Consider the following 13076-nt stretch of genomic DNA (forward strand, 5'->3'; position numbering starts at 1 on the left):
CGCGGCGGCTGGCGGGCGGGGCGATCACCCGCGACATAGGGTGAACGTCATGCAGGAGAGGGCATTGGGGCGCACGGGGGTCCCGGTCGGCGTCGTCGGGCTCGGAGCATGGCAACTGGGCGCCGACTGGGGCGAGGTCGACGAGGACGAGGCCCTGGCGACGCTCATCGCCGCGCACGAGGCCGGCGTCACCTTCATCGACACCGCCGACGTCTACGGCGACGGCCGCAGCGAGCGGCTCATCGGACAGTTCCTCCGCGGGCTCCCCACCGGCCGCACGGTCACCGTCGCGACCAAGATGGGCCGTCGTGTGCCGCAGGAGGCGAGCCGGTACAACCTCGACAACTTCCGCGCCTGGAACGACCGGTCGCGGGCGAACCTCGGCGTCGACACACTCGACCTGGTCCAGCTGCACTGCCCGCCGACCGAGGTCTACTCCACCGACGAGGTCTTCGACGCGCTCGACCTCATGGTGCAGGAGGGCCGCATGATGGCGTACGGCGTGAGCGTCGAGACCGCCGCGGAGGCCCTCACCGCGATCGCCCGGCCCAACGTCGCCACCGTGCAGATCATCTTCAACATGCTGCGCCTCAAGCCGCTCGACGACGTGCTGCCCGCGGCCGAGAAGATGGGCGTCGGCATCATCGCGCGGGTGCCGCTGGCCAGTGGGCTGCTCTCCGGCCGGTACGACGAACACACCACCTTCGGCGCCGACGACCACCGCACGTACAACCGCCACGGCGAGGCCTTCGACCAGGGCGAGACCTTCTCCGGCGTCGACTTCGCCACCGGGCTCGACGCCGTGCGCCGCCTGGCCCCGCTCAAGCCGGAGCAGATGACGATGGCGCAGTTCGCCCTGCGCTGGATCATCGACCACCCGGCCGTTTCGGTGGTCATCCCGGGCGCCCGCAACGGCGAGCAGGCCCGCGGCAACGCGGCCGTCGGCGACCTCCCGCCGCTGCCGGCCGTCACCCACGACGCGGTCAAGGACGTCTACGACGAGCTCATCCGCGCGTCGGTGCACAGCCGATGGTGAGCGTCGGCGACACGATCGGCGTGGAGGAGGAGTTCCACGTCGTCAACGCCGAGACCGGCGAGCTCGAGGCCGCCGCGCGGCGGGTGCTGCGCGGCGCCGACGCCGAGCCGGAGCTGCACCGGTCGATGGTCGAGACCGCGACCGCCGTCCAGACCGACCTGTCGGGGCTGCGGGCCGACATCATCGAGAAGCGCCGTTCCCTGACCGCGGCGTGCGACCGGCTGGGCCTGGCGCCCGTCGCGGCGGGGACCGTGCCGGACTCGGGCAGCGGACCGAGCCGCGTCTACCCGGACGAGCGCTACGAGCGGATGGCGCAGGAGTACCGGCAGCTCGTCGACGAGCAGCAGGTCGCCGCGTGCCAGGTCCAGGTCGGCGTGCCCGACAAGGACCAGGCGGTGCGCATCACGCGGCGTGTCCGGGAGTGGCTGCCGGTGCTGCTGGCGCTGAGCGTCAGCTCGCCGTACTTCGCCGGCCAGGACACCGGCTATGCCTCGTACCGCACGGTTGTCACCAGCCGCTGGCCGACCGTCGGCCCGCCGCCCGACCTGGCGTCGGCCGCCGAATACGAGAAGGTCGTCGAAACACTGGTCGAGAGCGGCGTGATCAGCGACGCCGGCATGGTGTACTTCGACGCCCGGCCGTCGGCCCGCTACCCCACCGTCGAGGTCCGGGTCGCCGACTCGTGCCCGCGGGTCGACGACGTGGTGCTGCTCGCCGCCCTGGCCCGCGCCCTGGTGACGACGGCGGCCGAGGAGGACGACGCCGGACGGCCGCTGCCCGAGGCACCGCAGGTGCTGTTGCGCGCGGCAACCTGGCGGGCGGCCCGCTCGGGCCTGAGCGGGCACCTCGTCGACCCGGCGACCCGCACCGCCGTGCCCGCCGGGGTGCGCATCGACGCGCTGCTCACCCACGTGCGGCCGGCGCTGGAGGCCCGCGGCGAGTGGGAGACGGCCATCGACCTGCTCGCCGGCCTGCGCGGCCGCGGCACGTCGGCGACCCGGCAGCGCCAGGCGCCGTCCCACCGGGAGGCCGTCCTGGCGCTCGTGGCGGAAACCCGGCAACCTTAGGCCATGACGACCCCGCGGACGACCCCGCCCAAGGGCCTTCTGGTCGACTACGGCGGTGTGCTCACCACCGACGTGTTCGTGTCGTTCGACGCCTTCTGCGCGTGGGAGGGGCTGCCACCGGGCTCCGTGCGGGACCTCTTCCGCACCGACCCTGTCGCCCGGGAGCTACTCGCCGGTCTGGAGGACGGCACCCTCCCGGAGCCGGAGTTCGAGCGGCGCTTCGCCGAGCTGCTGCGCGTCGAGCCCGACGGGCTGATCGAGCGGCTGATGGGCGGGACCGCCGACGACGTGGTGATGCTCGACTTCGTGCGCGCCGCCCGGCGGCACGGCATCCGCACCGGCCTGATCTCCAACTCCTGGGGCGTCGACCGCTACGACCGGGTGCTGCTCGGCGAACTGTTCGACGGCGTGGTCATCTCCGGTGACGTCGGTATGCGCAAGCCGAGCCCGGAGATCTACGCACTGGGCGCACAAGCGGTGGGCCTGGCCCCGGACGAGTGCGTCTACGTCGACGACCTGCGGGGCAACCTGAAGCCGGCCCGGGCGCTGGGCATGACCACGCTCCACCATCAGGACACCGAGAGCACGATCGGCACACTGCGGACCCTGCTGGGCGTGGGGCCGCTCACCATAGGCTCAGTGCTTCAAGCCGGCACCGGAGCGCAGCGGAGGTGACGGTGTGAAACGGCGGACGCTGCTCGCCGGCGCGCTGTCGACGGCCCTGCTCAGCGCGTGTGAGTCGGACGGGGCCGAGGCCTCCGGGACGTTGCGGATCGCGACCGGCAGCTCCGGCGCGGTCTACTACAAGTACGGCACGGCGATCGCGAACCTCGCCAAGACGTATCTGCCGGAGGTCCACGCCTCCGTCCTGCAGACCGCCGCGTCCGAGGAGAACGTCCACTTCGTCATCACCGGCCAGGCCGAGCTCGGCTTCACGCAGTCCGACGTCGCCGGCGCCGGCAACAAGTCCAGCCCGGGCCAGCTCGCCGCGCTCGCCCGCGTGTACGACGACTACATCCACGTCGTCGTGGCCGCCGGCGGTCCGGTGAAGTCCGTCGCCGACTTGCGCGACCGCCCGGTGTCCGTCGGCGCGCCCGGATCCGGCACCGCGGTCACCGCCGACCGGATCCTCGGCGTCGCCGGCGTGCCGGTGGACCGGCGGCAGCTGGGCCTGGACGACTCGGCGGCGGCGCTGAAGCGGGGCCACGTCGACGCGTTCTTCTTCTCCGGCGGCCTGCCGGTGAGCTCGATCGGCAACCTCGCCCAGGAGTTCCCGATCCGGCTGCTGGACCTGCAGCAGACGGTGCTGGAGATGCGCGCTCTCTATGGCCAGTACTACGCGGAGCGGGTGGTGCCGGCATCGACGTACCCGGGGATCAGCGCCACGGTCGCCATCGGCATCGCCAACTACCTCGTCGTGCGGGTGTCGATGCCCGAGCCGCTCGCGTTCGGCCTGACGCAGCTGCTGTTCGAGGGGCGTGACGAGCTGGCGAAGGCGCACCAGGCGGCGGCCCGGCTCAACGTCCGCTCCGCGATCAGCACCCCGCCGCTGGTGCTGCACCCGGGCGCCGTGCGCTACTACCGCGACCAGAAGGCCTAGGCCTGGGGCGGGCTGGGGAACCAGAGCCGGGCGTGCAGGCCGGTCGGGTCGTTCGGCAGCAGGTCGAGCCGCCCGCCCGACGCGTCGACGAGGACCGCGACGATCGGCAGGCCGAGGCCGCTGCCGTCGACGTTCTGCGCGTCGGGTGCCCGCCAGAACCGTACCGTCGCCAGCTCCCGCTGCTGCTCGGTGAGGCCGGGCCCGTTGTCGATGACGTGCACGGCCACGCCGCCCTCGTCGGCGGTGGGGCGGACGGTGACGGTCGCGCCCGGCCCGGAGAACTTGACGGCGTTGTCGATGAGGGCGTCGAGGGCCTGGTCGATCGCCGTCGTCACGGCACGCGCGCGCAGGGGGCGCGGCGGCCGGACGTACCGCAGCGTGATCTGTTTTTTCGTGGCGACGGGCTGCCAGGCGACGACGCGGGCCCAGGCCACCTCGCCGGCGTCGATGTCCGCCAGCTCGAAGCGGCCCCGCTCGGCGCGGGCGAGCGCGAGCAGGCTGTCGAGGACCTCGCCGAGCCGCTCGGCCTCTTCGAGGGCGAGCTTGTGCCCCTCGACGGCGTCCGGGTCGGTGAGGTCGGCGCCGAGGTCCTCGACGCGCAGCCGCAGCGCGGTGAGCGGGTTGCGCAGCTGGTGGCTGGCGTTGGAGACGAACGCGCGCTGGCGCTCGAGGGAGTCGGCGACGGTGGCCGCCATCTCGTTGAACGCGGTGCCGAGGCGGCGCAGTTCCGGCGGGCCGTCGGCGGCCGGCACCCGGGCCGCGTAGTCGCCGGCGCCCAGCTCGTGCGCGGCGGCGTCGAGCTCGGCGACGGGCCGCAGGGTCCAGCGGGCCAGCGAGTAGGCGGCGACGATCCCGGCGAACAGCACGATCAGCCCGCCGCCGGCGAGCACGCTCCAGGCGGTCCCGACCGCGTTGGCCCGGTGCCGGGTCGGCGAGATCGTCACGACCGCGCCGATGACCTCGCCGCCGCGGCCGACCGGCGCGGCGACCACGAACGGCTCCGTCCGCCACGGCCAGACGGTGCCGTCGTCGCTGGCCTCCCGCCCCTCCAGAGCGCGGTGGACCTGCCGCTGCACGTCGGCGTTGCCGAGGAGATTCAGGTCGACCCGGGAGCTGACGACCTGGTGCGCGTCCTGGTCGACGACGAGTGCGGCGATGCCGTACAGCTCGTCGTAGCGCATCAGCTCGTCGGTCATCTCCTTGGTGTCGTTCGCGCGCAGCGCCGGTTCGGCGAGCGTGGCGAAGCGGGTGGCGTCGGCGAGCCGGTCGGCGACGAGCCGCTGGGTGTCCCGGGCGGCCAGGGTCATCGCCAGCGGTACCTCGAGTGCCGCCAGCACCAGCAGGAGCAGCACGAGATACGTCCCGACGAGCCGGACCCTCACGGTGCCAGCCGGTAACCGACGCCGCGGACGGTCTGGACGAGCCCGGGCACGTCGAGCTTGGCGCGCAGCGAGCCGACGTGGACGTCGAGCGTGTGCCGCCCGACAAAACTCGTCTGCCAGACGGCGAGGATCAGCCGATCGTACGAGACCACGACGTTGGGCGTGCGGGCCAGCACGGCGAGGATCTCGAACTCCTTGCGGGTCAGGGCGATCTCGCGGCCGTTGATCCGCACCCGGCGGGCCGCCACGTCGATGCTGACCGGACCGGCGGCGATCACCTCGGTCGGCGCGGGCGCGGCCCGGGCTGCGCGGCGCAGGACCGCCTCGATCCGGGCGTTGAGCTCGGCCATCGAGTATGGCTTGACGACGTAGTCGTCGGCGCCGGTCTGCAGGCCGGCGACCCGGTCGCGTTCCTCGGCGCGGGCGGTGACGGCGATGATGGCGACGCTCTCGTCCTTGCGCCGCAGGGTGCGACACACGTCGATGCCGTCGCCGTCTGGCAGGTTGAGGTCGAGCAGCACCAGGTCGAACGGCTCCGCGGCGAAGGTCTCGAGCGCGCTCTCCGCCGTCATGCAGTGCACGGTCTCGTGACCGCGCCGGCGCAGGGCGGTGGCCAGAGCAGCCGCCACCCGCGCGTCGTCTTCCACCAGCAGCACTCGCATCGTGCCGCTCATGGTAGAGGTCGCCGGTCTCCAGCCGTGTTGATCTTGCAAGTATTGTGTCGCCATGGTGACTATTTGTTCGGATTTACCGGGCATCACAATTGCGTCTACACCAAAGCGCGCAACGCTTTGCGGTTCGGCATGCCGGCCGACGTCAGCGAGATCCGGTCCACCAGGTGGACGTGCGCGTCCAGTTCCTCGACCGCCGCCATCGCCACGGCGGGGTGCGTGCCTCGACGCCCCGCCGCGGATGATGATGTCCTTCTTGCGGTCGACGATCGTGAGGTATCCGTCCGCGTCGAGGCCGTCGATGTCGCCGGTGGCGAACCAGCCGTCGGCCGCCGGACCCTCGCCGTTCCAGTAGCCGTGCATGACGTTGGGGCTGCGGACCAGGATCACGGCCGCGGCGACCTGCACCCGGCGCGCCTGGGCCGGCTCGAGCCAGCCCGCCGGGTCGAACCACCGTTGGAGCACCCCGGCGCTGGGCAGGTTGGCGTGGCTGAGCGGGACACCCTTGCCGCGGCCGGTGTACATGAGTGCGGCCAAGTCGGCGTCGTCGCGGTCGGTCACGGGCAGCGCGCCACACCGTCTGGTATACCTGCGCGACCTCGGGGCGGTTGGCCATGACGACGGTGACCCGCTCTCCCCGGCCGGACGCCGAACTCCCGCAGGCCGCCGGCGATCCGGGTGGCGCGCTCGTGCTGCCGGCCGGAGGTATGTCAGGTGCCGTCGAATCAGAGCCGGGCCAGCCTCCGCGAGACGGGCGAGGTTGGACATCGACGCGTGGAGTTCTTCCGCCCGACACGTCCGGGTCGACTACGGGCCGTAGGGTCGGTGCTGCGGCGGACCCCGGGACGGTGGTCTTCTGCGCGGCCTCACTGTTCGACGCCGACCGCGTGCCCTTGGCCGAGAGCCGGTGCACACAGGTGGTCCTTCAAGACTTCCTCAAGGAACGGTGACGGCGGTTCCGTCCGCGGCCCAGCAGTTGCCACGGTGTCAGGGTGGACATCGTGTCAACCGGCGACCGCTATCGAGCCTCGACCGTCGCCGCGTTCGAGGCAGCCGTGCTGGTGCGATGTACCGGGGTGTGCGGTGGAGGCCGTGCCCGGGCGCTGGGAGGCACTCGGGCAAGGTCCGCAAACTCCTTGTCGGGGGTGCTCGCCGAGTTCAACCGGGCCGTCGCCGCGGACCGGCTGGTCGAGCTGCTCCAAGCAGCCGGCCACTCGGCGAGCGTGCACCGTTTCACGGCGGGCAACCGCCACAGGTACGAGATCTCCCGCGTCTTCACCGACCCCGGCACCGCCGGCTTCCTGGACCGCGCCTGGCAGCGTGGTTACGCTGAGTTGTGCAGCACGCCGGGCGCCCCACGCTCGACCCGCCAGGTGAGGCACGCCCGCCTGCTGGCCGAGGCCGCCTGGCGCGGCGTCCTGCTGGTGTCGGGCCCGGCCCGCAACGGCTCCCCCGGCCTGCGCGTGGCAGATCTGGACACCGCGACGGTGCTGATCCGCGCCGGCCGGATGATGTGCATGCCGGTCCGCATGAGCACCCGCCCCGGCGGCCAACTCCTGCTGGTCATGCCGGCCGAGGCAGCGGCCTGACCAAGCTCACGACGGCCGGGACACCAGTTGACCGGCCCTCTGACGGCGAGCACCGGCCTTGTCCCGCGTTTGCTTGCTCCCCCACGTTCGACGGCTAAGCTCGGTTCACCGGAGGCGAAGCCGAGGATCACGGCGGACCACGCCCCTACCGCAGGTTGCGACGACAGGACCCCGACCCCGGGCAAGCGGCGCGCGCATCGACGGCGAAGCCGCCCGCAGGAGAACCTCACACCGCCCGAGGTGGCAGCCGATCCTGATGCGGGCCACCAGAACCAGGCCATCCTGATCCGAGGCCGCCCCTGACCTGGGGGCGCCCTGACCTGGGGGGCGCCCTGACCTGGGGGCGCCCTGATGTAAGGCCGCCTGATCCGGACCGCCTGATCCGGACCGCCTGATCCGAGGTGGCACCCGCTCTCCGCCGTATCCGGCTCCGGCTCCGGCTCCGGCTCCGGCTCCGGCTCCGGAAAGCCTGATCTCGGCCGTGCCGGTCCTGGCCGCGCCCGGTCACCTGCACGCCTTATCCGACACCTACCGGCAGGCGCCGTGCGACGCACTCGGCACGACCCGGCCCCGGCCCGGCTGTCAGACCCCGGCACGCAGGATCCCCCGTTGCATGCGATCCTCGCCGCTGACATCCGACCGTCGCACGGCGTCGTTCGGTGCGACGCGGGTCCTGTGTTGTGACGATCTTGTGCCGAGCCTCCGGGTGGCGCCCGGCCCGCTGCGCCCAGGTCGGCAACACCGACCAGAACAGCGACACCGACTGCCGGCGCCCCGTGGATGCAGACGTCTTCAGCGCCGTCGCGCTCCGGCGTCAGCCGATTGCCAGCACACCAACCATGCCGTCCTCCGACTCTCGGACCGGCCTCGACCCGCACCCCCTCGGCCGCAGGCGATGACACGGCCACAGAAACCTCGGAGACCGATGGTCGAGGCCCAATCGCGTCCACCTCCGGACCCGGCACCGCTCCGGCCACCTCGACCACAGGCGATGACACAGCCACAGAAACCTCGGAGACCGACAGCCGAGACCCAACCGCGTCCACCTCCGGACCCGGCACCGCTCCAGCCACCTCAGCCGCAGGCGATGACACGGCCACAGAAACCTGCGGGGCCGACGGCCGAGGCCCAGCCGGTGCACCACGAGCACAGGAGGTCCGTCCACCCGTGGCTGTCTCGGGCTCGGACGGCACCGCGCGGAGACGGGCCGCCTCGGCCCTGGCCGCGCGCTCCGACGCAGCGGCGATGAGCTCCGCCTCCCGGGCGCGCAGGTCCGCGCGCATCAGCTTCAGCGCATGCCGGGCGGACAGGCCGTGCCGGCGGGCCTCGGCGAACTCCGCGCGCATCGCCGCCCGGTCCCGGCGGCGGCGCTCACGGGCCGCCTGTGCCGCCGTCAATCGGCTGTGCCAGTCGATCCACTCATCCCCCACGCCCACAACCTACGAGCCAGGTATGACAAAAACTCAGAGTGCGGCGAACCTGCGCTCCAGGCCGTCGATCAACGCCTCCAGGCCCAGCTCGAACGCGCTGTCGTCCACCTGGGCGTGGTGTTCCGCCAGGCGGTGGGCGTCGCGCAGGTGTGGGTAGTCGGCGGCGTAGAGGGACGGATCATCGACAAAACCTAGCGCAAAGGACCCCAGCGCCGAACCCGCCACAAAATATCGCATCGTCGCGCCGATCCTGGTCGCCAGCGAGGGGGGCCAGCCGGCGTCGACCAGGGCGCCGTACACCGCGTCGGCCAGGCGGAGCGACGCCGGGCGGCGGGCCGGGCCACGCGCCAGGAACGGCACCACGTTCGGGTGGGCGCGGAACGCCGCGCGGTATGCCCTGGCCCACGACTTGAGCGCGACCGGCCACGGGTCGCGGCCCAGCATCGACAGGTCGACACCGGCCACGATCGCGTCGCCGACCGCGTCGATGATCTCCTCCTTCGTCGAGAAGTGGTTGTACAGCGACGGTGCCTGCACGCCGAGGTCGCGGGCCAGCCGCCGGGTGGAGAGCGCGTCGAGCCCCTCGGCATCGACGATGGCCGTGGCGGCCTCGACGATCCGATCACGGGTGAGCAGTGGCGTTCTGGGACGGACCATGGATACGATCTTAGAAACTAACGGCGTTAGTTAAGGGTGTCGCCATGGAATTTACGCTCAGTGACGAACAACAGGCGGTGCGCCGCATGGTCGCCGACTTCGTCGACCGCGAGATCGTTCCGCACGCCACTGCCTGGGACCGCGCGGAACAGGTCGACCTATCGGTCGTCAAGAAGCTCGCCGACCTGGGCATCCTCGGCATCGGCATCCCGGAGGAGCACGGCGGCAGCGGCGGGGACCACCTGACGTACTGCCTCGTCCTGGAGGAACTCGGGCGCGGCGACTCGTCGGTGCGCGGCATCGTGTCCGTCTCGCTGGGCCTCGTCGCGAAATCGATCAACAGCTACGGCTCCGCCGACCAGAAGGCCGAATGGCTGCCGCGGCTCTGCTCGGGTGACGCGCTGGCGTGCTTCGCGCTGACCGAGCCGGACACGGGATCCGACGCCGGTTCGCTGGCCACCCGGGCGACCCGCGTGGCCGGCGGGTGGCGGCTCGACGGCGCGAAAATGTTCATCACCAACGGCACCTGGGCACAGGTCGCCCTGGTCTTCGCGCGGACGGGCGGCCCGGGGCCGAAGGGTGTTTCGGCGTTCCTGGTCCCGACCGATTCGCCCGGCCTGCGGATCGAGGAGATCCACGGCAAACTCGGCCTGCGCGGCCAGGCGACGGCGTCGCTCACCTTCGAGGGCGTGACCGTGCCGGAGAGCGCGCTGGTCGGCGCCGAGGGGCAGGGGTTCAAGATCGCCATGGCGGCGCTCGCGAAGGGCCGCATGTCACTGGCCGCCGGGTGTGTCGGCATCATCCAGGGCTGCCTCGACGCCGCCGTCTCCTACGCGCGGCAGCGCGAGCAGTTCGGACGCCCGATCGCCGGGTTCCAGCTGGTGCAGCAGCTGATCGCCGACATCTCCGTCGAGGCGGACGCGGCGCGGCTGCTCACCTGGCGGGTCGCCGACCTCATCGACCGCGGCGCGCCGTTCGCGACCGAGTCGTCGACGGCGAAGCTGTTCGCCAGCGAGGCCGCGGTGCGCGCCGCCAACGCCGCGCTGCAGGTCTTCGGCGGCTACGGCTACATCGACGAGTACCCCGTGGGCAAGTACCTGCGCGACGCGCGGGTCACGACGGTGTACGAAGGAACGAGCCAGATCCAGAAGCTCATCATCGGCCGCGCCCTCACCGGCGTGAGCGCGTTCGTGTAAGGGGTCCATCGTGATCGACGTCCACAACCCTGCGACCGAATCCGTCATCGCCTCCGTGCCGGTCACGGCCTCGGTGACGCCCGCGGTGGAAGCGGCGCGCGCGGCGCAGCCGGCCTGGGCGGAGCTGTCCCGCGCCGAGCGGGCCGCACACCTGGCCCGGCTGCGGGACCTGCTGACGGAGCACGCGGACGAACTGGCCGGCATCATCACCGCCGAGATGGGCGCACCGCTCAGCGTGGCGCGGAAGGTCCAGGTCGGGCTGCCGATCACGGTGCTGTCGTCGACGGTCGCGCAGCTGGAGGCGCCGGAACAGGAGGTACAACTCGGAAATTCGCGCATCGTGCGGGATCCGGTCGGCGTCGTCGGGGCCATCACCCCGTGGAACTATCCGCTGCACCAGACGGTCGCCAAGCTCGCGCCCGCCCTCGCCGCCGGCAACACCGTCGTGCACAAGCCGAGCGAGGTCGCCCCGCTGTCGGCGCTGCGCCTCCACGAGTTGGTCCGCGAGGCCGGCCTCCCCGACGGCGTCTACAACCTCGTCACCGGATACGGCGACCCGACCGGTGCCGAGCTCGCCGGCCACCCCGGCATCGATCTGATCTCCTTCACCGGGTCCACGACCGCGGGCCGGAAGGTCGCCGCGCTGGCCGCCGCCAACGTGACCCGGGTCGCGCTGGAGCTCGGCGGCAAGTCCGCCAACGTGATCCTGCCCGACGCCGACCACACCGCCGCGGTCAAGGTGGGCGTCGCCAACTGCTTCCTCAACTCCGGCCAGACGTGCACGGCGTGGACCCGGATGCTGGTCCACGAGTCGCGCTACGACGAGGCCGTCGAGCTGGCCGTGGCCGCCGCCGCGAAGTACACGGTCGGCGACCCCACCGACCCTTCGACCCGTCTCGGCCCGCTCGCCTCGGCCGCGCAACGCGACCGGGTGCTGTCCTATGTGGAGCGCGGCGTCGCCGGCGGCGCGAAGATGGTCCACGGCGGCGGTGCCGTGCCGGAGGTCGGCTACTACGTCGCGCCGGTCGTCTTCGCCGACGTCGACCCGGACGCGGTCATCGCGCAGGAGGAGATCTTCGGTCCGGTGCTGTCGATCATCCGGTACCGCGATGAGGACGACGCCGTGCGGATCGCCAACGGCACCAGGTACGGTCTCGCGGGCAGCGTCTGGTCGGCGTCGCAGGACCACGCGGTCGCCGTCGCCCGGCGGCTGCGCACCGGTCAGGTCGACGTCAACGGCGGCGCGTTCAACCCGCTCGCCCCGTTCGGCGGGATCGGCCACTCCGGCTACGGCCGGGAGCTCGGCACCTTCGGCTACGAGGAGTTCACGACCGTGAAGGCGATCCAGCTGTGACACGCGCGGCAGTGCTCCGGGCGCTCGACGGCCCGCTCACCGTGGAGGAACTGACCCTCAACCCGCTCGGTCCCGCGCAGGTGCGGGTCCGGCTGGCCGCGGCGGGCGTCTGCCACTCCGACCTCTCGCTCGCCAACGGCACTCTCCGCCAGCAGTTCCCGGCCGTGCTGGGCCACGAGGGCGCCGGCACCGTGGTCGAGGTCGGCACGGACGTCACGACGGTCGCCGTCGGCGACCACGTGGTGCTGAACTGGTCCCCGCCGTGCCGGTCATGCTGGTTCTGCGAGGCCGGCGAGCCGTACCTCTGCGTGCGGGCGGACGACGCACGGGCCGTGCCGTTCGCGCGCACCTCGTCCGGCGAGGACGTCTACGCGGGCCTCGGCACCGGCGCGTTCGCCACGGAGACGGTGGTCGGCGCCCACGCCTGCATCCCGGTCCCGGCCGACATCCCGCTCGAGGAGGCCGCGCTGCTCGGCTGCGCGGTGCTCACCGGCGTCGGCGCGGTCACCAACACGGCGCGGGTCCGCCCCGGCCAGTCCGTGGTGGTCATCGGCCTCGGCGGTGTCGGCCTCGCCGCGCTGCAGGGCGCGCGGATCGCGGGGGCCGGCACGATCGTCGCGGTGGATCCGGCGCCGGCGAAGGAGGACCTCGCCCGCCGCATGGGCGCGACACACTTCCTGCCGCCGTCGGAGAAGCTGGCGAAGGAGATCCGCGGCTTGACCGAGGGCCGCGGCGCCGACCACGCCATCGAGTGCGTGGGCCGTGCGGAGACGATCCGGGTGGCGTGGTCGGCGACGAGGCGCGGCGGCACGGCCACGGTGGTCGGGCTGGGCGCAGCGACGGACCAGCTCAGCCTGAGCGCGCTCGAGGTGGCGTACTTCGCGCGGACGCTGGTCGGCTGCATGTACGGCAGCACCGACCCGGCCGTGGACGTGCCGATCCTGCTGGACCACTACCGGGCGGGCCGGCTCGACCTGTCGGCGCTGGTCACCGACCACGTGGGCCTGGGCGACCTCAACGAGGCGTTCGTCCGCGTGCGCGAGGGGCGGGGCGCTCGCACCTTGATCCGCTTCTGACCAGCGGGTTCGCGGCTC

At 72.5% G+C, this 13076-nt stretch carries 11 protein-coding genes; 8 read left to right on the top strand and 3 right to left on the bottom strand.

Annotated elements, in window-relative coordinates; all coding sequences use genetic code 11:
• Positions 1-49 precede the first annotated feature (49 nt).
• The 4 genes from Dfulv_RS37475 to Dfulv_RS37490 are packed head-to-tail and all read left to right on the top strand — an operon-like array spanning position 50 to position 3703.
• Positions 50-1036 (top strand): aldo/keto reductase, encoded by a 987-nt coding sequence (locus tag Dfulv_RS37475; RefSeq protein WP_259858554.1) that lies wholly within the window; start codon positions 50-52, stop codon positions 1034-1036.
• Positions 1030-2103 (top strand): carboxylate-amine ligase, encoded by a 1074-nt coding sequence (locus Dfulv_RS37480; protein WP_259858555.1) that lies wholly within the window; start codon positions 1030-1032, stop codon positions 2101-2103. The genes Dfulv_RS37475 and Dfulv_RS37480 overlap by 7 nt, the downstream gene beginning before the upstream one ends.
• Positions 2104-2106: 3 nt before the next feature.
• Positions 2107-2778 carry an HAD family hydrolase gene (locus Dfulv_RS37485; protein WP_259858556.1) on the top strand — a complete coding sequence of 224 codons (672 nt, stop codon included), beginning with the start codon at positions 2107-2109 and terminating at the stop codon, positions 2776-2778.
• 4 nt (positions 2779-2782) lie between these two features.
• Positions 2783-3703, top strand: a complete 921-nt coding sequence (locus Dfulv_RS37490) for a TAXI family TRAP transporter solute-binding subunit (RefSeq protein WP_259858557.1) — start codon at positions 2783-2785, stop codon at positions 3701-3703.
• Here Dfulv_RS37490 and Dfulv_RS37495 read toward each other — a convergent pair.
• Together Dfulv_RS37495 and Dfulv_RS37500 are read right to left on the bottom strand one after the other, a co-directional pair.
• Positions 3700-5085 (bottom strand): sensor histidine kinase, encoded by a 1386-nt coding sequence (locus Dfulv_RS37495; protein ID WP_259858558.1) that lies wholly within the window; start codon positions 5083-5085, stop codon positions 3700-3702. The two genes, Dfulv_RS37490 and Dfulv_RS37495, sit on opposite strands and share 4 nt — an antisense overlap.
• On the bottom strand, positions 5082-5747 hold the full coding sequence (locus tag Dfulv_RS37500) for a response regulator transcription factor (RefSeq protein ID WP_259868849.1): 666 nt from the start codon (positions 5745-5747) through the stop codon (positions 5082-5084). Before Dfulv_RS37500 ends, Dfulv_RS37495 begins: the two co-directional genes overlap by 4 nt.
• A gap of 1145 nt (positions 5748-6892) precedes the next feature.
• Between Dfulv_RS37500 and Dfulv_RS37510 the strand changes: the two genes are divergently transcribed.
• Complete coding sequence (locus Dfulv_RS37510; RefSeq protein ID WP_259858559.1) at positions 6893-7345, top strand: hypothetical protein; 453 nt, start codon at positions 6893-6895, stop codon at positions 7343-7345.
• Between the two features lie 1463 nt (positions 7346-8808).
• Here the strand turns inward: Dfulv_RS37510 and Dfulv_RS37515 are convergent.
• A complete protein-coding gene (locus tag Dfulv_RS37515; RefSeq protein WP_259858560.1) occupies positions 8809-9432 on the bottom strand; it encodes a TetR/AcrR family transcriptional regulator in 624 nt (207 codons plus the stop codon).
• Positions 9433-9476: 44 nt separating this feature from the next.
• On the opposite strand from Dfulv_RS37515, the gene Dfulv_RS37520 reads away from it, so the two are divergent.
• Genes Dfulv_RS37520 through Dfulv_RS37530 form a run of 3 tightly spaced genes read left to right on the top strand, consistent with a single transcriptional unit; the run spans position 9477 to position 13058 of the window.
• Complete coding sequence (locus Dfulv_RS37520; RefSeq protein ID WP_259858561.1) at positions 9477-10628, top strand: acyl-CoA dehydrogenase family protein; 1152 nt, start codon at positions 9477-9479, stop codon at positions 10626-10628.
• A gap of 10 nt (positions 10629-10638) precedes the next feature.
• Complete coding sequence (locus Dfulv_RS37525) at positions 10639-11982, top strand: aldehyde dehydrogenase family protein (protein WP_319805712.1); 1344 nt, start codon at positions 10639-10641, stop codon at positions 11980-11982.
• Positions 11979-13058 (top strand): Zn-dependent alcohol dehydrogenase, encoded by a 1080-nt coding sequence (locus tag Dfulv_RS37530; protein ID WP_259858562.1) that lies wholly within the window; start codon positions 11979-11981, stop codon positions 13056-13058. The genes Dfulv_RS37525 and Dfulv_RS37530 overlap by 4 nt, the downstream gene beginning before the upstream one ends.
• Positions 13059-13076: the final 18 nt, after the last annotated feature.

The sequence above is a fragment of the Dactylosporangium fulvum genome, from assembly GCF_025137375.1.
GTDB lineage: Bacteria > Actinomycetota > Actinomycetes > Mycobacteriales > Micromonosporaceae > Dactylosporangium > Dactylosporangium fulvum.

Coding starts and splice junctions, on each gene's coding strand:
- Dfulv_RS37500 (WP_259868849.1), bottom strand. CDS start 5,747: ATGCGAGTGCTGCTGGTGGAAGACGACGCGCGGGTGGCGGCTGCTCTG.
- Dfulv_RS37515 (WP_259858560.1), bottom strand. CDS start 9,432: ATGGTCCGTCCCAGAACGCCACTGCTCACCCGTGATCGGATCGTCGAG.
- Dfulv_RS37480 (WP_259858555.1), top strand. CDS start 1,030: ATGGTGAGCGTCGGCGACACGATCGGCGTGGAGGAGGAGTTCCACGTC.
- Dfulv_RS37475 (WP_259858554.1), top strand. CDS start 50: ATGCAGGAGAGGGCATTGGGGCGCACGGGGGTCCCGGTCGGCGTCGTC.
- Dfulv_RS37520 (WP_259858561.1), top strand. CDS start 9,477: ATGGAATTTACGCTCAGTGACGAACAACAGGCGGTGCGCCGCATGGTC.
- Dfulv_RS37485 (WP_259858556.1), top strand. CDS start 2,107: ATGACGACCCCGCGGACGACCCCGCCCAAGGGCCTTCTGGTCGACTAC.